This is a genomic window from Bacillus sp. FSL H8-0516, from assembly GCF_038635285.1.
In the GTDB taxonomy this organism is placed as follows: domain Bacteria; phylum Bacillota; class Bacilli; order Bacillales; family Bacillaceae; genus Bacillus; species Bacillus safensis.
In genome coordinates, this window is the sequence record NZ_CP152051.1 from 1,931,895 (window position 1) to 1,957,363 (window position 25,469).

Annotated in this window: 27 protein-coding genes and 1 other RNA gene; 8 read left to right on the forward strand and 20 right to left on the reverse strand. The window is 41.2% G+C overall.

Features of this window, described 5'->3' with window-relative positions; translation table 11 throughout:
* Positions 1 to 27: 27 nt before the first annotated feature.
* Positions 28 to 507: a hypothetical protein gene (locus tag MHB67_RS09505; protein ID WP_024422662.1), complete on the forward strand. Its 480-nt coding sequence runs from the start codon at positions 28 to 30 to the stop codon at positions 505 to 507.
* On the opposite strand, the gene MHB67_RS09510 is transcribed toward MHB67_RS09505, so the two are convergent.
* The 7 genes from MHB67_RS09510 to MHB67_RS09540 all read right to left on the reverse strand — a co-directional run bounded on the left by MHB67_RS09510 (position 497) and on the right by MHB67_RS09540 (position 6,513).
* Entirely contained in the window at positions 497 to 2,128 is a 1,632-nt protein-coding gene (locus MHB67_RS09510; protein ID WP_342492927.1) for a YndJ family protein, read from the reverse strand. The genes MHB67_RS09505 and MHB67_RS09510 overlap by 11 nt on opposite strands.
* Positions 2,121 to 2,729 carry a DUF4166 domain-containing protein gene (locus MHB67_RS09515; RefSeq protein WP_122630987.1) on the reverse strand — a complete coding sequence of 203 codons (609 nt, stop codon included), beginning with the start codon at positions 2,727 to 2,729 and terminating at the stop codon, positions 2,121 to 2,123. The genes MHB67_RS09510 and MHB67_RS09515 overlap by 8 nt, the downstream gene beginning before the upstream one ends.
* Entirely contained in the window at positions 2,692 to 3,573 is an 882-nt protein-coding gene (locus MHB67_RS09520; protein ID WP_024422664.1) for a hypothetical protein, read from the reverse strand. The genes MHB67_RS09515 and MHB67_RS09520 overlap by 38 nt, the downstream gene beginning before the upstream one ends.
* A gap of 147 nt (positions 3,574 to 3,720) precedes the next feature.
* Positions 3,721 to 4,293, reverse strand: coding sequence for a TetR/AcrR family transcriptional regulator (locus MHB67_RS09525; RefSeq protein WP_024422665.1), 573 nt, complete (start codon positions 4,291 to 4,293; stop codon positions 3,721 to 3,723).
* A gap of 3 nt (positions 4,294 to 4,296) precedes the next feature.
* Positions 4,297 to 5,016, reverse strand: coding sequence for an MBL fold metallo-hydrolase (locus tag MHB67_RS09530; RefSeq protein ID WP_024422666.1), 720 nt, complete (start codon positions 5,014 to 5,016; stop codon positions 4,297 to 4,299).
* Positions 5,017 to 5,052: 36 nt separating this feature from the next.
* The gene (locus MHB67_RS09535) at positions 5,053 to 5,526 is read right to left on the reverse strand and encodes a GyrI-like domain-containing protein (RefSeq protein WP_342492487.1); all 474 of its coding nucleotides are present in this window, start codon (positions 5,524 to 5,526) and stop codon (positions 5,053 to 5,055) included.
* 54 nt (positions 5,527 to 5,580) lie between these two features.
* Positions 5,581 to 6,513 carry a YafY family protein gene (locus tag MHB67_RS09540; protein WP_342492488.1) on the reverse strand — a complete coding sequence of 311 codons (933 nt, stop codon included), beginning with the start codon at positions 6,511 to 6,513 and terminating at the stop codon, positions 5,581 to 5,583.
* A 117-nt stretch (positions 6,514 to 6,630) separates the two neighbouring features.
* Here MHB67_RS09540 and MHB67_RS09545 point away from each other — a divergent pair, with 117 nt between their 5' ends.
* Complete coding sequence (locus MHB67_RS09545) at positions 6,631 to 7,155, forward strand: hypothetical protein (protein WP_024428348.1); 525 nt, start codon at positions 6,631 to 6,633, stop codon at positions 7,153 to 7,155.
* 31 nt (positions 7,156 to 7,186) lie between these two features.
* Here MHB67_RS09545 and czrA read toward each other — a convergent pair whose 3' ends face one another.
* The gene (czrA, locus tag MHB67_RS09550) at positions 7,187 to 7,516 is read right to left on the reverse strand and encodes a Zn(II)-responsive metalloregulatory transcriptional repressor CzrA (RefSeq protein WP_024422670.1); all 330 of its coding nucleotides are present in this window, start codon (positions 7,514 to 7,516) and stop codon (positions 7,187 to 7,189) included.
* Between the two features lie 184 nt (positions 7,517 to 7,700).
* Between czrA and MHB67_RS09555 the strand changes: the two genes are divergently transcribed.
* Positions 7,701 to 9,026 (forward strand): APC family permease, encoded by a 1,326-nt coding sequence (locus tag MHB67_RS09555; protein ID WP_342492489.1) that lies wholly within the window; start codon positions 7,701 to 7,703, stop codon positions 9,024 to 9,026.
* 97 nt (positions 9,027 to 9,123) lie between these two features.
* Positions 9,124 to 9,786, forward strand: coding sequence for a lysozyme family protein (locus MHB67_RS09560; protein WP_024422672.1), 663 nt, complete (start codon positions 9,124 to 9,126; stop codon positions 9,784 to 9,786).
* 34 nt (positions 9,787 to 9,820) lie between these two features.
* On the opposite strand, the gene prpB is transcribed toward MHB67_RS09560, so the two are convergent.
* The 4 genes from prpB to MHB67_RS09580 form a co-directional block, all read right to left on the reverse strand.
* Positions 9,821 to 10,738, reverse strand: coding sequence for a methylisocitrate lyase (prpB, locus tag MHB67_RS09565; protein ID WP_044332931.1), 918 nt, complete (start codon positions 10,736 to 10,738; stop codon positions 9,821 to 9,823).
* Positions 10,739 to 10,750: 12 nt separating this feature from the next.
* On the reverse strand, positions 10,751 to 12,187 hold the full coding sequence (locus tag MHB67_RS09570; protein ID WP_149126541.1) for a bifunctional 2-methylcitrate dehydratase/aconitate hydratase: 1,437 nt from the start codon (positions 12,185 to 12,187) through the stop codon (positions 10,751 to 10,753).
* 2 nt (positions 12,188 to 12,189) lie between these two features.
* A complete protein-coding gene (gene mmgD / locus MHB67_RS09575) occupies positions 12,190 to 13,332 on the reverse strand; it encodes a citrate synthase (RefSeq protein WP_073205944.1) in 1,143 nt (380 codons plus the stop codon).
* 168 nt (positions 13,333 to 13,500) lie between these two features.
* Positions 13,501 to 14,040, reverse strand: coding sequence for a DUF420 domain-containing protein (locus MHB67_RS09580; protein ID WP_024422676.1), 540 nt, complete (start codon positions 14,038 to 14,040; stop codon positions 13,501 to 13,503).
* Positions 14,041 to 14,238: 198 nt separating this feature from the next.
* Between MHB67_RS09580 and MHB67_RS09585 the strand changes: the two genes are divergently transcribed.
* Positions 14,239 to 14,751 (forward strand): hypothetical protein, encoded by a 513-nt coding sequence (locus MHB67_RS09585; protein WP_342492490.1) that lies wholly within the window; start codon positions 14,239 to 14,241, stop codon positions 14,749 to 14,751.
* Between the two features lie 153 nt (positions 14,752 to 14,904).
* Here the strand turns inward: MHB67_RS09585 and MHB67_RS09590 are convergent, their stop codons facing one another.
* From MHB67_RS09590 to MHB67_RS09625, 8 genes are all read right to left on the reverse strand, one after another.
* Positions 14,905 to 15,726, reverse strand: a complete 822-nt coding sequence (locus MHB67_RS09590) for a 3D domain-containing protein (RefSeq protein WP_024428343.1) — start codon at positions 15,724 to 15,726, stop codon at positions 14,905 to 14,907.
* Between the two features lie 234 nt (positions 15,727 to 15,960).
* Positions 15,961 to 17,763 (reverse strand): DNA helicase RecQ, encoded by a 1,803-nt coding sequence (gene recQ / locus MHB67_RS09595; protein ID WP_342492491.1) that lies wholly within the window; start codon positions 17,761 to 17,763, stop codon positions 15,961 to 15,963.
* A 133-nt stretch (positions 17,764 to 17,896) separates the two neighbouring features.
* A non-coding RNA gene (gene ssrS / locus MHB67_RS09600) (6S RNA) lies at positions 17,897 to 18,082 on the reverse strand.
* Positions 18,083 to 18,214: 132 nt separating this feature from the next.
* Positions 18,215 to 18,715, reverse strand: a complete 501-nt coding sequence (locus MHB67_RS09605; protein WP_342492492.1) for a TraR/DksA family transcriptional regulator — start codon at positions 18,713 to 18,715, stop codon at positions 18,215 to 18,217.
* 91 nt (positions 18,716 to 18,806) lie between these two features.
* Positions 18,807 to 19,454, reverse strand: a complete 648-nt coding sequence (locus tag MHB67_RS09610; protein WP_025093125.1) for an SDR family oxidoreductase — start codon at positions 19,452 to 19,454, stop codon at positions 18,807 to 18,809.
* 175 nt (positions 19,455 to 19,629) lie between these two features.
* Positions 19,630 to 19,968 carry a PH domain-containing protein gene (locus MHB67_RS09615; RefSeq protein WP_024422682.1) on the reverse strand — a complete coding sequence of 113 codons (339 nt, stop codon included), beginning with the start codon at positions 19,966 to 19,968 and terminating at the stop codon, positions 19,630 to 19,632.
* Between the two features lie 278 nt (positions 19,969 to 20,246).
* Positions 20,247 to 20,384, reverse strand: coding sequence for a DUF4025 domain-containing protein (locus MHB67_RS09620; RefSeq protein ID WP_075611524.1), 138 nt, complete (start codon positions 20,382 to 20,384; stop codon positions 20,247 to 20,249).
* Positions 20,385 to 20,433: 49 nt separating this feature from the next.
* Positions 20,434 to 20,646: a DUF6501 family protein gene (locus MHB67_RS09625; protein ID WP_024422683.1), complete on the reverse strand. Its 213-nt coding sequence runs from the start codon at positions 20,644 to 20,646 to the stop codon at positions 20,434 to 20,436.
* Between the two features lie 212 nt (positions 20,647 to 20,858).
* On the opposite strand from MHB67_RS09625, the gene MHB67_RS09630 reads away from it, so the two are divergent.
* The 3 genes from MHB67_RS09630 (at position 20,859) to MHB67_RS09640 (ending at position 25,333) form a co-directional block, all read left to right on the forward strand.
* Entirely contained in the window at positions 20,859 to 22,343 is a 1,485-nt protein-coding gene (locus MHB67_RS09630) for an aldehyde dehydrogenase family protein (RefSeq protein WP_024422684.1), read from the forward strand.
* Positions 22,344 to 22,641: 298 nt separating this feature from the next.
* Positions 22,642 to 24,519, forward strand: coding sequence for a prenyltransferase/squalene oxidase repeat-containing protein (locus tag MHB67_RS09635; protein WP_342492493.1), 1,878 nt, complete (start codon positions 22,642 to 22,644; stop codon positions 24,517 to 24,519).
* The gene (locus tag MHB67_RS09640) at positions 24,512 to 25,333 is read left to right on the forward strand and encodes a superoxide dismutase (RefSeq protein WP_025093123.1); all 822 of its coding nucleotides are present in this window, start codon (positions 24,512 to 24,514) and stop codon (positions 25,331 to 25,333) included. The genes MHB67_RS09635 and MHB67_RS09640 overlap by 8 nt, the downstream gene beginning before the upstream one ends.
* The last annotated feature ends 136 nt before the right edge of the window (positions 25,334 to 25,469 follow it).

A 25,469-nucleotide genomic window follows, 5' to 3' on the forward strand; every position in this document is an offset into this window, starting at 1 on the left:
CCAAATATATTGGGGAGGGGTTAACACTTGTTTACATTATCAGATATGTGGACATTTTGCTGGTCGTTTTTCGTCATTCTTCCTATCGTTGCCATCTTGCATCAGCTTGGCCATATTATGGTCGCATGGATGTTTGGTGCAAAGGTTTCTTTTGCTCTTGGCAGAGGCAAAAAAGTATTGAAAATAGGTGTTGTTGAAATTAGACGAATCTATTTTCTAGATGCATTTTGCCATTATGAAGAAATGAGGAAAAATAACCGATTCTCGCACATTCTTGTCTACCTAGGCGGATCATTATGCAACCTGCTCAGTGTTCTCATACTGAATACAATGATCGCCAATGATATCCTGCCAGAACATCAATTTTTCTATCAATTTGCTTACTTCTCTGTCTACTATGTATTTTTTGCTCTGCTGCCAGTCCAGTATGCAGATCATCATCCGAGTGATGGGCAAGCGATTGTGAACATCATTCGGCACGGTGAACCATGTGACATCATTGACTAACAGGGTGACTTTCACTGTCAATTTGATAACGAATCGTTAAAAAGAGAATACCGAATAGCTTCATTTGATGAACGGCTGTGAGACTTTTATCTGTCTCCGGCTTCATATGAAAGCTTTCTTCCATTGGCAGTTTCATGGTGATAAAAGGCGTATGCAAATACAATCCTTCGTCACCGGTACTGCCTTTTGGACATGCACTTTTTAATAGAAAGTCCTCCTTTTCATTAAAAGGTTTTAAAATGGCGGTCATCTGAGAATATGGCAGCGGCAGCGCAATATTCATATAGCCCGCAGCTGCATCGTGATGATGAGCATAAAGTGCAAAAAAGACCTGCTCCCCTTTTTCGTTGTGACGAATCCACGCCCTGACATTCTTTCGCTCTTCTTTCGGATGTTGAAATGTAGTCAGACGTCCCTTCATTTCATACGGCATACGAGATGTTCCCAAATAGAGCTGCCCTATTTTCTTAAAAATGGGCTGAAGTAAAAAAACAAACGGCCTCACCCACCAATGAAAACAGATTGCTGCTTTTAACGTAAATGCAGTCGGATTTTCATAAAACCTTCGAATCACAGGTGACACCTTTTCAGCTGAGAACGTCGTTCCATTTAAATCATCAAGTGAATCGACTAAACCGAGCTTCTCTTGATCATACATTCTTTCCTTTTGAAAAGAGATCAAATGAAAACGGCCATGCACCCTTGATATCGGAAAATCCTTCTGCTTCAATTGATCCTTTGGCCCTTCGATCAACCATCCAATCAAATCTGGTAAAATAACAAAAAAGGCATTAATACTGCCATGAAACCAAATCATCTGATCAATGCTGATGTAGGTCACGCGCATGAGCATGCCAGCGGAATAAAGAAGAGATAGCACGATCGTTCCCATTAAGACGCAGCTAGAAAACACAATCAGCACTTTTGCCACATTCGTTCGAAACCTTGTTTTCATACAGAGAATTCCGTACAAGTAGAGTGCAATGACATATAGCGTGACGCTGAACGTATCAAATAGACGGGAGAAGCTAATCCCAACAGCAATCATCACAGGCGACAGCAAAATCACCCAGCCTGCCGCTTTGTATAAAGCTGTCTCTTTTTTTCTCTGTCTCCCTAAAAATCCATAGAAAAGCGGGATAAAAAAAGCCGAGTAGTGAAAATGAATAGCGGTCAAAAGCACGATGATTGGTGAAAAGGTCATCACCTGTATATCTGCCGTGTACAGCCAAAACCAAAGCCCTCCTAAAGCGAGATACATCCATGCACCATCGATGATCCATTCATGAAGCGGAAAGATTCCCCTTTTCAGCAAACGAGTACAGCCATATAACCCCAAAAGAATCGTATACAAAAACCATCCCGATGCAAACAAAGCAGAATGATAGATGAATGCAGCCGTTGCACAAAGAGTAGCTAATGGAAAGGCTTTCATTAAAAAGCCGAGCAGTATCCCCGGCTTACTCTCCCTCTCTTCCTTCACAAAAAAGGCTAAAATTGCAGGAAGGAAAAACAGAATGGCTATCAGTACAAATAACTCTGCTACCGGACCTGTCATCAAGCGGGTGGCGATAAAACAGCACATGAAGACGAGGCTTGATATCAAATGCCATTTATTCATCATGAGACATCACCCTTTCAGTAAACCGGCCTTTATATGTAAAAAGGGTCCCAAACAATCGGTTTTTCACATGCACATCAATAGTATACACACCCGCGTGCTCCTCGTAGCCTTCTGTGACATCTGACACACCGTAAAGCCATGAAGGCAGCGGCCACTCACGTCCTAACATGAGCAGCTTCTGACGGCCGGATTGAATGCGAAGGAACCCGTGCTTTGTTACTGTAAAATGAAGCTCTGACATAAGAAGTCTAGGCTTTCCAAAATAGTCTAGTACTTTATGACTCTTCTCATCAATGATCATATCTGCATCAAAGTGCCGTTCCTTCTTTGGGAAATAAAACGTACGAAACCAGTGCATGCCTTCCTCTCCCTTATTTGTCATAAAGGGTTTATTCACAATCCGGAAAGGAATGTTTTTTCCTCTCTCAGGGAAAAAACAGCGAAACAGTGGACCAATTTTGAAGAAAAATCGAATGAGCCTCGTTCCGCCGCCTATTTCCTCCATAGTGCCTTCTGCGGTAAACGCACGGTTGTATCTCTCTTTTAATTTTGGATGAAGCTTATCGTAATCCTTTACTTGATGACGATGAACGACCATGTCTACCTCCCCTTTTTCGTTTGATCGAAAATACGTCTATACAATCTTTTAAATTAATCATTCCTGCAATGGATAGGATCAAAAATGCACTCATCACAAGCGGCTCATGGAGTGTCGTTTGGGGGGATAGAATCCCGATACAAAGCATCAGCAGCAGAAACACACTTTGAAGAATGAACAAATATTTCTTTGATAGCTTAGGTATCAGCCATGATACGCCTATAAGGGCATAAAACAACCGAAATCCGGTACTATGATCAAAAGCAGAATGTGAAAAAGGGATAACCGCTTGGCATAGCCAGACGATGGCAAACAGCAAACAAATTCCATAATGGGCAAGTGTTCTCTCCAGTAACAACCGAGGGTGCGTACCCTTTTCAAGCCACGTCTTTAGTGCGCCAAAACTAAAGGCCGTCATAAACCCCATCATCGGGCGAAAAAGAAATCGATCTGCCCACGCCCATCCTTTTCCTTCTTTCGGTTCATAATCAAATTGCGTTTGAAACACAATATGATCGTTCGTTTTCACATATTTCCAATAACCGCCGCCTTCTTTGATAAAAGACAATGGGTGTGACGATTTGAATTTAAGCGAGGATGCCCGTTCATTCCGTTCATCCATCATTCTAGTTCGATATGCTCCTGTCCCTGTGACACTTACACCAAACCCAAGATGCTTTTCATACAAAAAGGTTTGGGGCTGTTCATCTTGAGGTCCATTTAATGAAATGGTTGAAAAGCGCAAATCCCACTGTTCATGAAGCTTTGGATTTTGCGTATATTCCCATACTTTCTCTAAAGGTGCATGAATGGTTGTTTCCACATAAACAGGCTTTCTTTTCATCTGCCTCTACTCCTCTATGTGAATTATTTCACATAATAAGCATACCATGTTTCACAAAACTGTCAAATCTTTATTCGTTTTTCTCGCTAAAAATTGTGCCAGACGGACGCTCCTTTATAATATCGATTTGCTATAAAAAAAGACCTGTCAAATAGACAGATCTTCTTTTTGCAATACACCTGTGATATAGAGCCGAACCGCATAGCTCACACTTTCTTCAAGCTGTTCTTTTCGTTGAAATCCCTTTTTATTAGAAATATCACCGAAGCCGTGCAGTAAGCTTCTCAATCCTCTGACGACATGCGTCATTTCTTCTTCTTTTACACCAAAGCGTGACATAATGGATTGAACAAACTGAACAAGGCGCTCTGCTGCAAGTCGTACTTCTTTTTCGTTCATATGTGAAAAGGCAGCTTCATAAAGACCGGGGTGTGTTCGGACAAATTGCACATATTGTCTGGCAAAGGCTAAAACAGCTTCTTCTTTTTCTAGCCCCTCTGTGACTTGCATCCCTTCCTCACAAAGCATGGAGAGCCCCTTTACTGCGAGTGCTGCCTGAATCTCATGAAGGCCGGATACATGATTATAAAGAGAAGGCGGCCTGATATTCAGTCTTTTAGACAATGTAGCAATAGTCAAAGCGGAGAAGCCTTCTTCATCAACAAATGCAGCCGCTGTATCCATAATTTTTTCTTGTGTAATTCCCATTCTTGGAGACACGGTTTACTGCCCTCCTTTTTTTAGCTGGTGCTGTCTTTTTTTAACGGCAGCTTGAAGCTTTTCATGAGGCTCTATAATAAGGTCACCATGTCCTGCAGCAAGACAGGATATGCGCAGCGCTAGTAATTTTTCAGCGCTTTTTAATGCGGTTTCTGCATCCCATGTGGCAAATGCCGGGAACGGGAAGCTCCACCGAAACTCACCCGTAACCGATAAGCCGCCTTTTGTCACAAGTGCATCCCCTGCAATGACAACTCCTGACCTTTCATCGTATAAAGAAATGCTGCCGGGTGTATGCCCTGGTGTTGCAATCACTTTGAGCGGCCCAATCTCATCTCCTTCTTCGACAAGCACATCTGGTTTTGTATGAATATTTTTCATAAAACTGCCTTTAATTTTTTGCTGAGGTTCATCAGGGAGCAAGGAAAAGTCACCTTCAAAAAGGCGTGCATCTCGTTTTGATAAATAGACAACTGCCTCTGGAAAAGCCTTCTTCACCTCATCTAATGCGCCGATATGATCCATATGGCTATGAGTGAGAATAATCTTATGAATTGGTTTGTTCTTTTTACGGGCAAATTCGATGATCGAGTTCGCCGCCATTTTTAAAGCAGCATCAATTAAGATGAGTCCTTCCTCTTCCTCAAATACATAGCAATTTACCGGAAATAATCGCGGCATCAATGTAAGCTGGTGCAGACGGTCAAAAGTTGTTAATCTCATGATTGCCCTCCTAAAACTAATGTCATTAGTTTTATATTAACTAATAGCATTAGTTTTAGCAATCATTTTTTCATCAACCGCAATATAAATATCAATTTGCGCTTCTTTTGGATCAATAGATCTTTCATCATACCATTCAAAATCACCTGTATAAGTGCGGTATTGACGCCGATCCCACGTCCAAATCTTGTGCCATGTTTCAAGCACGACCTCTTCAATCGGTCCTTTTCTCGTTTGAAATCTTGCGTAGGTGGACGCAGGAATCTCTTTTACATGTTCGATCTGCTGATCCGCGAATTGCCCAGCTGTAAATAAATAAGAACCATGTTCATCTTTTTCATAATCTGAATACAGCCCTATGACGGGAGCTTGTCCCCCATGTAGCTGCTGCGTAAAAAAATCCTGCCAGAGCGGCGCAATCTTACGCTCTTTTGTTTTCTCTATTTCATTTGTTGTTCGAACAGACAACCCTTTGACCCATTGTTTCTCTAATGTGACGATATCGTACATACATTCTCATCTCCTTTTCTCCCATCATATAAAAAGAAACCTGACAACAGTGTGTCAAGTTTCTAATCGCTTCATAAATTGTTTTAATTGGAGATCAAATGCTTCCTTGATGTGCTGAGGTGAAACAATGTCGACGTCCGGTCCTAAATGGAATAGGAAACTGTGCAGCCAATCATCTTGCGGCACAGTCAATGCTGCCAGATAGGTTCCGTCTAAACATATGATCAATTCGTTCTCATCCACCCATTCCTTCACTTTGCCAACTGATGCTTCCGTTAACCTGAGCGTGAGGGTTGTGACTGAAGGTTCTTCATGCCAAGAGTCATTCCAAGGCTTCTCTTCATTTTTGATTCTTTTCGGCCTGAAATATGCTGGAATGGTGATGAGGCCTGTCATTCTGGTCAGCTTGAATAGACGAAAATCATGTTTCACACAACAAAACGCATACAAGTACCAATGCCTTCCTTTTAAGACAAGCGTATAAGGCTCCACTTTACGTGGAAGTGTTTCACCTTTTGCGTTGCGATAAGTGAATTGAATGAATTGATGCGCGGAAGCAGCTGTATGGATCAGCTGAAGCTTCTTTTCTGCCTGGCTGTCTTTCCCCCATGAGCTTAAATCAATAAAGACATGGTGCTGTTTCTCGCTTTCATCGCTTTGTGGCGGAATGAGAGATTTGATTTTTTTCAGTACATGTTCACTTTCTTTAAAGGAGTATGCACTCGTCATGCTTTCAAGGGCAGTTAAAATAAGCTCAATGTCATCATCGGTAAATAATTTTTTCTCTAAACGATAGTCGTCAACAAGCGAAATGCCTCCGCCTGCTCCTTGTGTTGTCACAACAGGAATCCCGGCTTGATTGATGGTCTCAATATCGCGATAGATCGTCCTTACGCTCACTTCGTGAAGTTCAGCAAGATCTTTCGCTTGTATTTGCTTTTTGCTAATGAGCAGCATCACAATAGACAAAATACGATCGATTTTCATGCTTTTCCTCTTTTTCATAAATGTAGGTTTTGATTTGATAAAAAATGAAAGAATGGTAAAGATAAGGAACAGCCAGCATTCGTTTACATCCCTGCACGTGCAGGAGGAGGTTGCATCATGACACATCACGTGTGGCAGTTATTCATAATTGGGGGCATTATGCTGATCTGCATCATCTTTCGAATGAATCGAATGAGACGCTATCAGCTTGTGCGCCCGATCAGTCTTTTGATGAGAATGTATGTATTTGGACTCACTGCCCTTATTCTCTTATTAGAAGGCTGGCAAAATCACAGCATTTTCATCTATGCCGCTATTGGTATGCTCTTTGGAAGCAGTCTGGCCGTTCATGCCTATGAGACGATCCGCATGAAAGAAGAAAATGGCCGTCTTTACGTGAAAACGAGTAAATGGATTGAAAGCTTCATTTTATGCTTATTTTTATCACGACTTAGTTTTAAGCTGGGTGAGCTGACGAACCATTCGCTCACAAAGATTGGTGTCGTTGAACTGTATCAGCATATTGTGAGTGATGATGCCATGACCATGCTCAGCTTTTTTCTGTTAGCTGCTTACTATGTTGTTTTTTCTTATCAAATGATGAAAGCAGGTAAACGATCAACACGTATGCATCATGCGTAAAAACCTTCCTACTCATATAGGAAGGTTTTTATTAGTCATGCTGTGCATGATGAATCATTTGTTCAAGTACTTCCATCACATGCTGATCTTCAGGACTGTAAAAGATTGATGTCCCTGCTCGTCTAGATTTCACGAGACGAAGGTTTTTTAAAAAACGCAGCTGATGAGAAACTGTTGATTGCATGAGATTCAGCGTTTCTGCGATATCATTTACCGAGTATTCACCTTGAGACAAGAGGTGCAGAATACGAATACGTGTCGGATCAGATAAGGCTTTAAACGTTTGGGAGACAAGAAATAAACTTTCTTCATCCAGCTCCATCCGTTCCTGTTCTTGATTTGTATTCAGTTCTTCCTTCATTTCGCTTCACCTTTCTTGTTAGTCAAATCACGACTTATTCTATGTATCATCATATACTAAAACGTTCGGCGTGCAAAGCGGGCACACTTTAAACAAAAGATTTATTCAAATAGCATTGACACTTGGTAGCATTCTTTTTAAAATGAGCATTATTTATTCATTTTTAGAGGAGCTGATAGGCAAATTGACTGAAGAGCCAAGACTAAAACGCAGCCTGACTGTTTTTCCACTTGTTGTGATCGGGCTTGCTTATATGGATCCACTTGTCGTATTTGATTCATACGGCATTGTTGCTCAGCTGACGAAAGGACACGTCGCTGCAGCTTATATATTTACGTTACTTGCATTACTATTGACAGCGCTTAGCTATGGGAATATGGTGAAGGCTTTTCCAAAAGCAGGATCTGCTTATACATATGCGCAAAAAAGTATTCATCCTCATGTCGGCTTCCTTGTCGGCTGGACACTTTTACTGGATTATTTATTTCTGCCTATGGTGAATTTTGCGATCGGAAGTGCTTATTTAACCGCAGCCTTTCCTGATGTACCTCATTACATTTGGATCATCATACTTGCTATCGCCATAACGACTGTCAATGTCATCGGTATACGGCTTACAGCCAACATTACGGCGCTGTTTGTGACGTTTCAGGTCATTGTCGCCGTCACCTTTGTTGGGTTTGTTATTTATGGGCTCACGCAAAACGCTGGCAGTGGAGAGTTATTATCAGCCCGGCCTTTTTATTCAGCGAGCTTAGATCCAGCGCTTATTTTTTCAGGAGCGACCATTTTATGTTTCTCCTTTCTAGGATTTGATGCCATTTCCACAATGTCTGAGGAAACCATTAAACCAAAAAAGACGATTCCGCTTGCCATTTTCTTAACCGTTGCAATTGGAGGCGTACTGTTTACGTTGACGTCTTATTTTTTGCAGCAGGTGTTTCCAAATTTTCAGCAGTTCAAACATCCTGATGCAGCCTCACTTGAAATTGCAGAATTTGTGGGCGGCGCATTTCTCCACTCGTTCTTTTTAGCCGGCACAATGGTCGCTGTCATTTCTTCCTCCTTATCGTCACATGCGAGTGCAGCAAGGCTTTTATATGCAATGGGAAGAGATCAATCGTTACCAAAGCGTTTCTTTGGGTATATTCATCCGAGATTAAAAACCCCTGTTTTTAATATTTTGTTAATCGGAGCTTTCTCCTTAACCGCAGTCGTTGGCGAACTTGAAGTCATTTATTCCTTTATCAGCTTCGGCGCGTTAATTGGATTTACCTTTGTGAATTTGTCTGTTTTTGCGTACTTTTTCGTCAAACAAAAACAAAGAGGTATTCTGAATACATTGAGATATGCCGTGATCCCTCTATGCGGGACGGCGTTTTGCATTTGGCTGTTAACGAGCATCAGTACAAATGCATTAATCATTGGCATGATTTGGCTGATGATCGGTTTTGTTTATTTCTGCTTCAGGCTGAAAACAAGACCTGAATTTACGTTTGGATATGATTGATTATAAGGTTTTCACTTGGTATCCTGCACAGGATATGGCATAATGAAAAGGCTGTACTTCCCTTTTAAAAGCGGGGCAAAACAGGGGTGAACTGACCTTGAAAAAGAAAAAAACAGGATGTTTTGCCATTTCAGGCTGTTTCACGATTTTTCTCTTTGTTTTCGTATTAGCAGCCATTGCCATCTCCTTTAATCAAAAGGAGTTAAAAAAGCTGCCGATTGATACGGAATCAATTGTTTTGTCGAGATTGGATGATTACAAACCGCTTGTAGAAACAGAGTTAAGAGATCAAGATTTAGATCAGTATACCGGGTTAATCCTCGGTATGATGTATCAAGAATCAAAAGGCAGGGGCGGAGATCCAATGCAGGCCTCTGAATCTCTTGGTTTGAAACGAAATGAAATCAATGACCCTGAGAAAAGCATTAAACAAGGAGTCCATCATTTTTCGACTATGTACAAGCATGGGAAGAAAAAAGGCGTTGATTTGGAAACCATTATTCAAAGCTATAACATGGGAATCGGCTATATTGATTTTGTTGCAAAAAACGGGGGAAAACATTCCGAGAAACTGGCAAAGCAATACTCCAAAAAGCAAGTGAAACGAAACCCCGAGGTCTATACGTGCGGCGGCAATAAAGATAACTTCCGCTATCCGTATTGCTACGGTGACTTCACTTACGCTGAAAAAGTAAAAGAAAAAACGAAAACAGTTGAAGAAAAGATGAAATTGGCTTCTTCATCCACACCATCATCGTAAAAAAAGCACTTCCGTATAGGAAGTGCTTTTCATTTTATCGCTGTTCTTTCCCAATTTCCGGGAGGATCGTTTTTGCTAAATGCTGGTCCATTTCCTCATATTCATCATAATGAATCGTTTCATACAGCTCTTTTCTCGTTTGCATATCCCCAAGTATCCCCTGCTGCGTTCCCTTTTCCATGATTTCTGTAAATAAACGCTCATACGCTTTTGCAGCAACTCTAAGTGATGACACAGGGTAAATGACCATTTGAAATCCAAATACAGAAAATTCGTCTGCATGATAATAAGGCGTCTTGCCAAACTCCGTCATGTTTGCAAGGAGCGGACCTTTAATATGGTTTGACGCATGCGTGAAGTCCTCTGCTGTGATGAGTGCCTCAGGAAAAATAGCATCAGCTCCTGCTTCTACGTAAAGATTGGCCCGGCGGATGACATCCTCCATTCCATTTACGGACTTTGCATCGGTTCTTGCAATCACCAAAAGCGTTGGTGCCGCTTGTTTGATGGCTTTGATTTTTGCGACCATTTCTTCTACTGGAACGAGTGATTTCCCGTTTAAATGCCCGCATTTTTTCGGCATTTGCTGATCTTCAATTTGAACAGCTGCCACTTTGCTCTCAACCATTTCTTTTGCCGCTCTTGCTGCATTTAAAACACCGCCATAGCCTGTGTCCATATCGACCAAAAGCGGCAGCTGGGAAGCTCGAATAATCTCCTTCGCTTTTTCAGCCATTTCTGTTGAATGGATCATGCCGAGGTCTGGCAGTCCTTTGCTGGCACAAAAAGCGGCACCTGATAAATAGAGCCCTTGAAAGCCCATTTTTTTCGCATAGAGCGCAGACATTCCATCGTGAACGCCTGGAATTTGAAATAAAGCTGATTTGTTCATTTGTTCTTTAAAGGCTGCGGCTAAATCAGCCTGACTTCTTTCTTCATTCACGATCCACACGCTAGCTCCCCCTTATATGACGAATAAGTCCATAAATGCTGGCACTGTTGTTGTTTTTAATTGATTTGGATTTTGGCAGAGTGACACAATTTGATCCACTTGCTTTTGTGGAAATCTTGTCTTTAAATGATAGAGCCATTTCTTTTCAAGCAGCGGAATGCCTTCCTGTCTTCTTCTGCGATGACCGAGCGGGTATTCAATTTCAATTCGGTCTGTCATCGTCCCGTCTTTAAAGAAAATTTGTACACAGTTTGCAATCGATCTCTTTTTCGGATCTAAATAATCCTCTGTGTAACGTTTATCCTCTTTCACAATCATTCGATCACGAAGACGATCAATGGCTGGATTTTGCGCCGTTTCTTCTTCATAATGGTCAGCTGTTAGTTCACCATAGATCAGTCCAATGGCTGTAATATACTGCAAGCAATGATCACGGTCTGCCGGATTATAAAGCGGCCCTTTCTTATCAATAATCCGAATCGCTGACTCATGTGTCGTAATCTCTACCCGGTCAATTTCATCTAAACGATCTTTTACAGCGTCATGCAGCATCACAGCCGCTTCTGCAGCAGTCTGCGCATGGAACTCAGCAGGATAAGCAATTTTGAAAAGAACATTTTCTATGACGTATGATCCAAGGGGCTGGGCGAGCGTAAGTGGTTTTCCTTTCATCAGAACATCTTCAAAGCCCCACTTCTCTGCACTGAGGGGCGTTTGATAACCCATTTCCCCTTTACGTGTCATCATTGCCAGCCTCACTCCGCGGCTTGTTGCATCCCCCGCTGCCCATGATTTCCTCGATCCTGTGTTTGGGGCATGGCGATACGTCCTAAGCGGGGAATTATCAACAAACGCTTGTGATAAAACATGCTGGACCTCTTCCTTTGTTCCGCCAAGCATTGCACACACAACTGCACTTGTTGCCACTTTGACAAATAACACATGGTCCAATCCATTTCGATTTAGACAATTTTCTAAAGCAAGGACACCTTGAATTTCATGTGCCTTGACGATTGCATGCAGTACATCATTCATCGTTAGCGGCTCTTCTCCGTTTGCAAGGCGTGTTCTGCTGATATAATCACTTACAGCTAATATTCCGCCTAAGTTATCTGACGGATGCCCCCACTCCTGTGCAAGCCACGTGTCATTATAATCTAACCAGCGGATCATACAGCCGATATCAAAAGCCGCTTGAACGGGATCTAGCACAAACGAAGTGCCAGGAACTCTTGCTCCGTTAGGCACAACAGTTCCAGGTACGATAGGTCCAAGGTGCTTCGTACATTCTGGAAAATTAAGAGCCAGCATTCCGCACCCGAGCGTGTCTATGAGCACATACCGCGCGGTTTCAATGGCCTCTTTGCTCGTAATTTCTCCGTCTACTGCATAGGCAGCGATTTCTACTAATAGCTGATCTGTTTGATTGGCGACTGCTGTTTTGTTCATGTTCATTCCCCCGTTTTTCCATCATCATTTGAAACCTTTAATCCTCTTGGCCCTAGATACCGGACTCTCGGTCTAAAAATGCGATTATGCAAATGCTGTTCAATGACATGTGCGGCTAATCCGCTAGCTCTTGCAGCAAAGAAAATGGGTGTATAAAGTGAAATAGGGATTCCGAGCACGTAATAAATCGGTGCAGCATAATAATCAAGATTTGGATAAAGGTTTTTCTGCTCTTTCATATATGCCTCTCCTGCTACACACATGTCATATAGCGTTGTATCTCCCTTCGATTCGGTAAGCGTTTTCAATGAACGTTTTAAAAGAGCGGCTCGCGGGTCCATTTTTCTCATGTATACTCTGTGGCCAAAGCCCATCATTTTTTCTTTTGCGGCTAATTTTCGTTCAATGAGTGCAAGAAATCCTTCTGTTGTTTTTCCTTCAAGAAGCATGTGCATGACAGCTTCATTTGCTCCTCCGTGGAGGTCACCTTTTAATGAAGAGATCGCTCCAGTAAAAGCACCATACATGTCAGAATGCGTGGATGCAATCACTCTAGCCGCAAACGTTGAATTCGGCAGCTCATGTTCGCTATATAATGTGAGTGTTTGGTCAAAAGCAGTAATTTCGTCTTGTGTCGGGGTGCGTCCAGTTAGCATGGATAAAAAGTTTTCAGTGTAGGATTTGGTCTGATCTGGAGAAATAGCGGCGTCTTTTGTGAGAATATAATAGCTTCCAGCAACAATGGCCGGCAGCTGTCCTAGTAATCGAACTGCACGCCTTTTTTGGCACGCTTCAGATCGATCATGTAATGCGTCATCATACCCTGCAAGAGCAGATAAACACGTTCTCATCGCATCCATAGGGTGAGTGGATTTTGGCAGCTTGGTTAAAATGGTTTGGATGGTTGGATGTAAGCTCGTTTGTGAGGATATATCTTGCTGAAATTGGTGATATTCCATCTTATCTGGTAATCTTCCATAAATAAGCAGATAGGCTGTTTCTAAATATGTCTTGTTTTGTGCCAGCTCAATGAGGTCGTACCCGCGAATCACAATTTCCTCTTGCTCCACATCTAAGTATGATATGGACGTTTCGCTTGCCACAATGTCTTCAAGCCCCGGTTTATACTGCAATTGTTCAGTCATCATATAACCCCCGTTTCGTCCAATTGTTGATCTCCAAACGAGCAAACGGCCAGAAATGATGTGAATCTATAGATGGGAAGATACCGTGCTAGTCGGATATCCAATTTCCATTCTATCCAAAGCACTTCATCTTGTAAATAAAAGAACGTATGTCCAATTGGACATACGTTAGCTGTAATATGGAGAAATCATGATATAGACAATGACGCCAGTGAGACTAACATAGAGCCAAAGCGGCATCGTCCAGCGGGCAATTTTACGGTGACGCTCGACCTGCATCTGTGCGCCTCTAAATAGTGTAATCAGTGCAAGCGGTACAATAATAGCTGAGAGCACAATATGTGTAATCAAAATAAAGAAGTAAATCGGACGGATGATCCCTTCTCCTCCGAAGTGTGTATCAGCTGCCATTGAATGATATGTCACATAGGAAATTAAAAAGACAAGTGTTGTTGAAAATGCAGCAAAAATAAATCGTCTATGTGCTTTAATGTTCTTTTGTTTAATCATAATGAGTGCTGAAAGTAAGAAGATAAACGTAAAGCTGTTCATCACGGCATTCAGTAACGGCAGAAATGTAATATCCAGATGACTAAATTTATCTGTTTTTGGCATTAAAAATAATAAAGCGATTAATCCGTTTATGGCAATTGTTAAAATGACAACAATGCCGGTGAAATTTTTCGGTTTTTGATTCTGTTCGTTCATGTTTGAAAACCTCTCTTTATTAGTTCCGACTAAGAGTATGTTATTTAACTTTCTCTATAAAGTCAATGAATTCGCTGTCTTCGTCGAATTTTAGACAAACTTGCCGATAATCGGCATTCTAACGGCTTGAAAGATTCATCCACTTCCTTTAAAATTGGAATTTATGTGATTTTTATCATTTCTTATATGAAAGGAGTAATGGACTTGTCAATCTTACAGGAAACACCCAAAGATGTGAAGACGTTAGAGCAAGAATTACAGCAATTGCAGTTTCAAATGTATCGAATGCAAGAAAATATGAAAGATATTTCGAAAAAGGCAAAGATCATTGGCATTGATCAGGCGAAAGAAGATGAATGGATGATTGTCTCTGCCATTGAAAGTGCTGATACATGTAAAATCATGCTGACCGATTGTGAAAAAGCTTTTCGCGGACAATCTGATTTTTCCTTAATTGCGGAATATCCTGAAGAAGGAAAGATTCATATTGCTGATATTAAAGGCCCTCCCGATAATGGGTACGGCTCAATCTGTATGAAGCATTTAAAAGAAATCGCAAGAGAGCAGAACATTCCAGTTATTACAGGTGATCTCGTCAAAAGAGATTGGAATCACGTGGACCGATTGATTCACTTTTATGAAAAGCACCAATTTGATGTCCAAATCAATTGGAAAGAACAAAGCGGAGAAATTTATTGGGTGGACAGCTAACGACAAAAAAACAGCGTGTATGATGGAATATACGCTGTTTTTTGTCGAAAATGCGAATTTTTCTGAAAAATGTGTGTTTTTTTGACCAAAAAAAGGGTACAATAAAAGCATCAGGCCGCCACCTGATGCTTTCTTCCAAAAAACAATAAGTTACTAGTTAAGTACTTTCACTTTGACTGATTTTACGCCCCAATTTTTTGCTTGGGATTTGCTTGGTACATGAACATCAATTTTGTTACCTTTAATTGCGCCGCCAGTATCTGCTGCGATGGCTTCACCGTAGCCTTCAACATAAACCTTACTTCCTAATGGAATGACATTAGGATCTACTGCAATCACTTTCGCATTTGGGTTTTTGTTTAAGTTTACCCCTGTTGCAGTGATACCTGAGATGCCACCATCATTTGCTGTATAAGCCGTAGCCGTTACAGTCATTTCTTTTTGTACACTTTGACTAGCAGAAGATGATTCTGCTTTAGCTGTTTCCTTTTTAGGAGCAGCTTTTTTCGGTGCTTCCTGTTTAGGAGCAGCTTTTTGTGTTGTTTGCTCTTTTTGGACAGGCTCCTGTTTTTGTACAGGCTCTGAGCTTACCGGAGCTGAGCTTTGACCAGCAACACTTAGTGTTGAACCAATCATAATTATATCTGAGTTTAAGTTATTCCAAGACTTAATATCGCTAATTGACACATTGAATTTTTGAGCGATTTTCCAGAGGCTGTCCCCCTTCTGGACTTTATACTGCTCCTGAGTTTTCTCTTTTGAAGAGATTGTCAATTTATCACCTACATAAATCATGTCTGTTGATAAATTGTTCCAACCCTTTAGGTCCTTTAGAGACACATCATTTTTTTGAGAGATTCCCCAAAGTGTATCACCTTTCTTCACAGTGATTTCCTTTGCAGAAGCTTGCTGTGCTCCAAATGCTGTTGTAGAGATTGCTGCAACAGCAACCAAGGACATAATAGTCTTCTTCATAAAGTAAATCCTCCCTTGTTAGCTTTTTATGGCGGCTAACGAGTGCTATCGTAACATATGTAAATGTCAATTCAATAACAAAACGATATGTTTTAGATTACAGTTCCTTTACATGAAACATCTCTCTCCATTGGTAAATCAGACCACAAAACAGCTCGATTACCCGCCATATCAAGGTTTTGAAAGGATCAGAAACCTCCTGTTGAAAACGTGTCCAAACGCAGCGAAAAAAATTTATTTTTCTTCTTCAATCTTTTTATTTTTCTCTTTTTCTATAAATAAACGGATTTCTTCTAAAAAAACATCCCCGTATTTCTCTCTTTTTTGAGCGCCTATTCCCTTAATATGGAGAAGTTCTTCTTCTGTTTTAGGCTGAACGGCTGACATTTCCTTCAAGGTTTGATCAGAAAATACAACAAATGGCGGAACGCCCTGCTCTCTCGCCAGCTTCATTCTCACCGCTCTCAGCTGCTCAAATAATGCATCGTTTTCTTGAATCGCCTCTCTTTTAACTGCCTGCTTTTTATACACAGCCTCTTGCCCGACTAACACTTTCTTTCCTTTATGTGTCACTTTTAATGTTGGATAAGCTCCTTCAGACATGTGCAAATACTCTTCTGTAATTAAAAATTCGATGAAATCACTAATTTGCTGGGCGGATTGCTGCTTCATTAAAGCGTATGTAGGAAGACGGTCGAAACCGAGGTCAAGCACTTTTTTATTTTTAGAGCCTGCCAGTACTTGAGCAATCATCATTTTTCCAAAGCGCTCGTTCATTCTAACCGTACACGATAAAACCATTTGCGCTTCTCGAGTGACCTCTTCACGCTCTCTTTCATCAAGACAATTACTGCATTTTTGGCAAGGGGCACTTGCTGATTGATCAAAGTAGTCCATCACAAATTGCTGCAGACATTGCTCAGTGTGACAGTAATCGACCATTTGTCTAAGTTTAAGCAGTTCATGCTGAAAGCGCACTTCATCTTCTGTTGACTGTTCAATGAGGAATCGCTGCATTCGTACGCCCTGCGGCGAAAATAGTAAAATGCATTCACTTTGGAGCCCGTCTCTGCCGGCGCGTCCAGCCTCTTGATAGTAGCTTTCAATATCCCTTGGAATTTGATGATGTATCACAAAACGGACATTTGACTTATTAATTCCCATGCCAAATGCAGATGTAGCGACCATGACTTGGATGTCATCGTTTAAAAACAGGTTTTGCTGCTCTTCTCTTATATCGTCATCTAACCCGCCATGATAAATGCCCACTTTGATCTTTTGTTTCTTTAGCCGATTGTAAATATTTTCGGCTTCTTTTCTTGTAGCAGTATAGATAATGCCGGACTCAAGCTTATTTTTCTTCATATAATGTGTGATAAAGCGGTCACTATTTTCTCCTTTGACCACCTGAAAAGATAAATTTTCTCTAGCAAACCCAGTAAAAATGGTTTCTTCTTCGTTCATGCCAAGCTGTTCACATATATCTCGGTGAACCTTTTTCGTGGCTGTAGCAGTTAATGCGACAATCACTGGCCTTTTTGTCAGCCGATTTAAACATTCTTGAATAAAGCGGTAGCTCGGCCTAAAATCATGCCCCCACTCAGATATACAGTGTGCTTCATCAATTGCAATTAAAGGGATCGTTAACCGATCAAGCAGCTGAAAAAAACGTTCATTTTGTAAACGTTCAGGTGTGATATAAAGCAGCTGATATTCCCCATCTTCACATTTTTTCAGCCTTTTATTCATTTCAGCTGCGGAAAGTGTGCTGTTTAAAAAGGACGATCGTATGCCCATCTCATTTAGCGCATCGACTTGATCTTTCATTAAAGAAATTAGCGGGGATACAACGATCGTTGTTCCTTCCATCATCAGGGCAGGAATCTGGTAGCAAACCGATTTCCCCCCGCCTGTCGGCATAATACAGACGGTATCCTTCTGTTTGTTTACAATCGATTCAATGGCTTGCTTCTGTCCCTGCCTAAAGGCGTCAAAGCCAAAGTATTGTTTCAGGAGTGCTTCTGCTTGTTCTAACATCCAATTCCCTCTCCGTCTTTTGTTTTGTCTATTTTAACATACATTCATGCCTCTTCCGGCTGACTGTGCAATTTCGTTTTTTCACAAAATAAAAAGCCATTTTCCAAAATGGAAAATGGCTTGAATCATCCTAGGAAAAGCTGCGGATGCCGTAATCTAAGTAAGAAAGTTTTAAACCACCACTCCTCAAAGTGGGTGTTTGCAGAAACGTTCCTGTCTTCCTCGCTAAGGAGGCATGACATTCCGGCTTCAATATAAAACTCCCTATTACAGCTTAAAGGTTAAAACTTAATTAACATTACGCGCATCGCAGCCTTTAAACTATATTACACGAAAGTTTATTAAATTTCAAGAGATCTTTTTTCTATGAAATACTCATGTATACAAGTTATTTGTTCATGTGTACATAAGAAAAAATTATTCTGAAAAAATTTAACCTTCGCTTATGATCCTATTTTTCCTCATCTACATCAGCATCTTGCTCTTCCTCTAATCTTTCATACGTATCTGAATGCATCTGATCCATTGTTTCTCTATTTGTTAAATCGCGCATTTGATCGGAGAATGAACGGTCAAATTCGTTTGGATCTTGAGTGGTTTCTTCATTTTTCTTTGCATCTATTGAATAACGTGTATATGGAACTGCTTTTAAACGCTCGTATGGAATCTCTTTTCCCGTTTTCTCACATATCCCATATGTTCCGTCTTCCATTCGTTTCAGTGCTGCATCGATTTCATCTTCAAGCTGATCATCGACCTGATCCAGCGTTTGTTCTGTCATACGGTCTAAATAGATGCTCCCATGATCAGCGATATGATTCCCAACACCATTTGAAATCTCACTCGATTCAACGAGCATCGATTCTTCTTTCTTTTTTGATCCCTTCACATCTTCTTTTAATTGAATCAATCTTTCGTATAAATCAGCTTGTTGTTCTTTCGTTAAGCCCACGGCCAATCACTCCTTTCTCATTACCTTCCCGCTGAAAGGGAAAAGAAAACATCAAAAAAGCCGCCGCCTCTTTGGCAGCAGCTTTCTTTTCTTACAGATGGCGAAGTGCTTCTTCAATTGGTTTATCGCCTTTAATCAAGTCAAATGATTTATTTTTCACATTCGATTCTGTTAAGCTCTCCACAAGAACAATGGCTACGTCCTCTCTTGAAATCTCGATGTTTTGATCATCTGGAATATGTTCGGCAGCTTCAATCTTTCCTGTCTTCTCCTCATGCAGCAGGGCACCTGGGCGGACAATCGTATAGGAAAGACCAGACTGTTTTAAGTGCTCATCAGCTTTTCTTTTTGCTTCATAATAAGTTTCCATACTTCCTTGCCCTTTTCCTTGATTCGGATCATCTGCATTATAAGCACTAAGCATAACAAAATGCTGTATGTTTTCTTTTTTCGCTGTATCAACGAGGCGTTTTGCCCCTTCTTGATCGACCGCAATGGTCTTATCTGCACCTGTTTTTGAGCCTGAACCAGCTGCAAAGATGACAGCGTCTGCTTGTTTCACAGCATCTGTCACATCTTTTTCAAGATCACCGATGACAGGTGCTGCACCAAGTTCTTTTAGTGCATCAGCTTGTTTTTCATCTCGAATGAGAGCAAGCGGCTCATGTCCTTTTTCTTTTAAATAACGAACGACAAGTCTGCCTGTATGTCCATTTGCTCCTGCAACTAATACTTTCATTGTTCATTCTCCTTTCTGTATCTGTTTCATCTTTATCCTTTTTTGCTATCATTCAAACTCTTAAGCAGAAAAAAGCCCTTCCCATCAGATGGGAAGGGCTTAGCAATGTGCGATCTATAAAAATAAGAACGAAGAATGAGAAAAGTGCATATGATCTATGTAATCGCAAGATTGATCAGCAAAGATGTTTTGTCAAAATGGCTTGCACATCACTCAAATCCGTCTCTTTGGAAAAGTCGAGTTCAAATACTTTTGAGCTTGTGACAAGCAGCATACCTGTGTCCTGATCAAACACGCCAGCTTCTTGTATGGCAAAACTTTCAATTGATCGATACGGCAAGGAGACCCTGACTTTCTTCTTAGAAAATACGCGGTTATCGCCAAAGATCAGTCGTTTATTGGTAAAGCAAATTTGGTCGTGACGCAGTCTGTAAACAGCCTCAATTCTTTCCCCTTCAATCAATAAGGATTCGAATTTCTTATCATTTTGTTTACTGACAGAAAAAATACCCACGTAAACCCCCTCTTCCTGCATCAAATTCCTTTATGACAAAACGGCCACACGGCTCTGTGGGTACGTTTTATTCTCACTTATAGAATACGCTATAAATGGTTGTTATTCCATTACGAATAGATTAAATTTCATTTAACTTTTTCTTTTTGATCCGATGCTCTTTCCTCTACTTATTTAGACAGTTAAACCAGGAAAAAAGTTTCAGTTCTTTTCGAGAAAAATGCTGAATCATTCCAATAAAAAAACAGTGATTATGCCAAATCACTGTTTTTAAATGACTATTCGTCTTTTGGTGTATCAATCGTTCCCTCGGCATACACATCGGAAATCTGTTCAAGCGTAATCGCCATATCAGCGTCCTCGTGTTCATGCCATGCATTTTGATTTTTCTGCTCGTCATTTTGCTGCTTTTTCATCATCATCACCCTTTACTGTTTTTCTTAGTATGAGTGATGACCATCAAAATCATTCAGCTGAAATATCTTCGAAATACTCCTTGTAATACCCGCCTACTTTACCCGTATTGTCTACGACAAACAGGAATTCTTCTGTTTCATTTTTCACTTCATATGTGCTTCCAACCGTTAATGCCCGGTCGACCATATATTTTTTCGCATTTGTATGTACACATTTTACTTGTTTTAACGTTTGAGCCGTTTGCCAGTTTTGATGGATCATGATTTAAAAACTCCTTTTTTCATCTATACATTTATTGTAGCCAAATTTTCGCGAAATGCAATGAGTGTTATGGATTGCTTTCAAACAGGTCGTGTAATATGATAATTGTATACGTTTACATCTTTGTGCGTATACAATTTCGTTGCATGTCCGCTTTTCCCACCTAGAACTCGCAGAAAACAATCCATATCTTTAAGGAGGTTTGTTTATTTATGAGCTCTACAACACTTCAAATTAGTTCAAAACTCGAATCTTTTCTCCAAGGGACGAAAAAACTCTACATTAATGGTCAGTTTGTCACAAGTCACGATAACAAAACCTTTGCTACTCCTAACCCAGCCACAGGCGAAACCCTTATTGATGTTTATGAAGCAGGTGCAAAAGATATTGATGAGGCCGTAAAAGCTGCAAAAAAAGCCTTTCATGGTCCTTGGCGCTCAATGTCTGCCGCTGAACGCGCCCGCCTCATGTTCAAGCTTGCTGATTTAATGGAAGAAAATCAGGAAGAGCTTGCACAGCTAGAAACTTTAGATAACGGAAAACCAATTAATGAAACAACAAATGCAGATATCCCCCTCGCTATTGAGCACATGCGCTATTATGCGGGCTGGACGACAAAAATGAATGGACAAACCATTCCTGTCAGTCAAGGATATTTTAATTATACCCGCCATGAGCCGGTTGGGGTTGTAGGACAAATCATCCCATGGAACTTCCCGCTGCTCATGGCTATGTGGAAAATGGGCGCCGCACTTGCAACAGGGTGCACCATCGTTTTAAAGCCAGCCGAACAAACTCCACTCTCTGCTCTTTACTTAGCAGAATTAGTGGACAAAGCCGGCTTCCCAGAAGGCGTGATTAACATCGTTCCTGGATTTGGCGAAACAGCCGGAGAAGCCTTAACTGATCATCCTGACGTGAACAAGCTGGCCTTCACAGGGTCAACAAGTGTTGGGAAATTAATTATGGAGAAAGCGGCTAAAACCATTAAGAGGGTCACATTAGAGCTTGGCGGAAAATCACCGAATATTATTTTACCTGATGCCGATTTAAAGAAAGCCATTCCAGGTGCTTTAAATGGCGTCATGTTTAACCAAGGCCAAGTATGTTGCGCAGGGTCCAGAGTCTTTGTTCATCGGAGCCAATATGATGAAGTAGTCGATCAAATGGCCAAATATGCAGGATCCCTCAAACAAGGCGCTGGTCTTCATCAAGATACGCAAATTGGACCTCTTGTAAGTAAAGAACAGCACGAACGCGTGTTAGGCTATATTGAAAAAGGTAAATCCGAAGGGGCAACAGCCGTTGTCGGGGGCGATTGCCCTTATGAGGCTGGCTATTTCGTCTCTCCTACTATTTTTAAAGATGTAGAAGATGAAATGACCATTGCTAAAGAAGAAATCTTTGGACCTGTCTTATCTGCCATTCCTTACGATTCCATTGATGAAGTGGTCGAACGAGCCAACCAGTCTGAATATGGATTAGCAGCAGGACTTTGGACAGAAAACTTAAAGCATGCCCATGATATCGCTGCACGTCTTGAAGCAGGAACGATTTGGGTCAACTGCTATAATGTCTTTGATGCCGCCTCCCCGTTTGGAGGATATAAGCAATCAGGTCTTGGCAGAGAAATGGGATCATATGCCCTTAACAACTATACAGAAGTCAAAAGTGTATGGATTAATCTCCAAGACTAATGACGCCAAGAAAGCCGTGACCCTGTCATCGGCTCAGATCGTTGACAAAGTCTAAAATGATTTTTATTTTAGCACTTTGTCTTCTTTTCAGCGTGATAGAAAACCTTTGCAGTCTAGGAAGGACAGCTACTTTTGCGGAGCGAATTGACATTCGTGAGCACCAGCGCGCAGACCTGACACCGAATGCGAGGGTTTGTCTACACGCTGAGCCGGTGACCCTGTCATCGGCTTTTTTTGTGTTTGCATGTGACAGGCCGGCTCCTGAATATAGTATGAAAGGAAAGGAGCATGGCCGCATATGCAAGATTTTAAATTGAAAGTAAACGAATTTATTGAAGAATTGCACATGCAAATGCAGCGAAGACAACGAGAAGATGGTGCCTTTGTTTTCTGCTTTGAAGGTCCTATGATGACAAATGCTTTTTTGATTATGCTGTTAAAGGCTGTCGGCGATTCGGATCAGGCTTTGGTTCATCAATTAGCAGAAGCGATACGTGAAAAACAAAATGAGGATGGGTCTTTTTCTTTGTATCATGATCAAACGGGACATGTAACAGCCACTGTGCAGGGCTATTGCGGAATGCTTGTTTCAGGCAGGTTTCAACAAGATGAGCCTCATATGGAAAAAGCAGCGCAATATATTCGATCAAAAGGCGGATTAAAGAACGTTCACTTTATGACAAAGTGGATGCTCGCCGTCAACGGCATGCACCCTTGGCCGTATTTCTATGCACCACTTTCCTTTTTACTCATCCCTACATACTTTCCGCTGCACTTCTATCATCTTAGTGCATATGCAAGAATTCACTTTGTGCCAATGATGATTGCACTCAACAAACGATATACCTCTCATGAGAAATTCCCAAGCCTAGCACACCTTGATGCAAACATGACTAAAAATCCATTTGACTGGTTTATGGCAAAAGAAGAACGTTCCACTCATCACTTTCTGACTTACATGCGATCGTATACAGTACTTGACAGCCGGCTGGACTTTTTCGGATATGAAGCAGCAAAGCGATATATGTTTGACCGCCTCGAAAAAGATGGCACACTGTACAGCTATTTAAGTGCAAGTATTTTTATGGTCTATGCACTGATGAGTCTTGGATACTCGCCGGGACATCATCTCATTTTAAAAGCAGTCAAAGGCATGAAAAAGCTAGTCACTGTCTGTCAGGGCAGAATGTATGCAGAAAATTCCACATCCACAGTTTGGGATACAGCGCTTGTCAGTTATGCTTCTCAAAAAGCTGGCAAAAAACAAGAAGACCCAGTCATCACAAAGTCTTTCTTATACTTATTGAACCGGCAGCAAATGAAGAAAGCAGATTGGGCGATTCATAACCGGCATGCTGCTCCGGGAGGCTTTGGTTTTTCAGATATCAATACGAATAACCCTGATTGTGATGATACGCAAATTGTATTAAAAGCCATTCCGAAAACATACGCACCAGTTCAGTGGAAGCGAGGATTTCATTGGCTTCTTTCCATGCAAAACCGTGACGGCGGATTCTCTGCCTTTGAAAAAAATCAAGATCACTTCCTGCTTCGACATCTGCCGCTTGAATCTGCGGAGGATGCAGCAATTGATCCATCGACTCCCGATATTACAGGCCGCGTGCTTCATCTCATTGGTCTTGAACAGAAAAACATGTCACCGCCTATTCAGAGGCAAAAAGATCAATGTGTCAAATGGCTCCTAGATCATCAAGAGAAAAATGGTTCATGGTTTGGCAGGTGGGGTGTTTGCTATATTTATGGAACGTGGGCAGCATTAACAGGTCTAAAAGCTGCCGGCATCCCCTCCACCCATCCTGCTGTCCAAAAAGCATGCCGATTTTTAAAGCAGATTCAACGAGAAGATGGCAGCTTCGGAGAATCGTGTAAAAGTGCAGAGGTAAAAACGTATGTCCCTCTTCCGTTTGGCACAGTGGTTCAGACGGCTTGGGCAGCAGAGGCACTTTTACAATATGAGAAGCCAGATGACAAAACGATTTTAAAAGCCATCTCATTTTTGATCCATCATCAGCAGCATACGAGTGAAGCCTTGCACTATCCAGTAGGCATTGGCCTGCCAAAGCAATTTTACATCACTTATCATAGCTACCCATTTGTCTTTCCGATGATGGCTTGTTCCACATTTTTAGAAGAAATGAGGCGTAAGAATGAATAAGGAAGAGTACCGTTTGCAGCTCAAAGAGTGGCTTAGCTCCATTCAACCCGCGATTCAAGATGACAACATCCGTCAGAAAGTAGACCATTTATGGTTCTCAATGGATGATGAACATTCCAGTGAACAAGAGTGGTACGAACTGGCAGAACGTATTGCTGAGGACATGAACCCACAAGAAGACATGCGAGAGGTAGCAGCTGGAAGTCACAAGTTACCTCCTCTCCCTTACCGGTATGATGCACTAGAACCGTTTATATCAAAAGAAATTATGTATTTGCATCACCAGAAGCATCATCAATCATATGTAGATGGTTTGAACCAAGCTGAGCTTGCATTAAAAAATGCAAGAAGAACCAATGATTTTAAAATGATCAAACATTGGGAACGGGAGCTTGCCTTCAATGGTGCGGGGCACTATTTACATTGTATTTTTTGGTTTTCCATGAGTCCTTCAGGAAAACGAAAGCCTACTGGACAAATGCTTCGTCTCATTGAACAATCGTTTGACAGCTATGATGCATTTAAATCTCAATTTTCAGCAGCGGCCAAACAAGTAGAGGGTGTTGGCTGGGCCATTCTCGTATGGGCGCCCAGATCTCAGCGATTAGAGATTTTACAAGCAGAACGCCATCAATTTTTGTCACAATGGGACGTGATCCCCCTTCTAGCCCTTGATGTATGGGAGCACGCCTACTACCTTCAATATCTGAATGAAAAAGCGAAATACGTAGATCGTTGGTGGAATGTAGTCGACTGGCGTGAGCCAGAAGCTAGGCTTAAGCAGGCACAACAAGTGAGATGGACCCCTTTTTAAAACGATGCTCCATATAGGCTAATGCTTATATGGGGTATTTTTAGTTTACATAATTTTATTATTAACACCTTTATAAAGAATGGGTTGTTTTTTCAGAAAATTCGTTTAAAATAGAAAGGATATGTGAGGAAAGTGA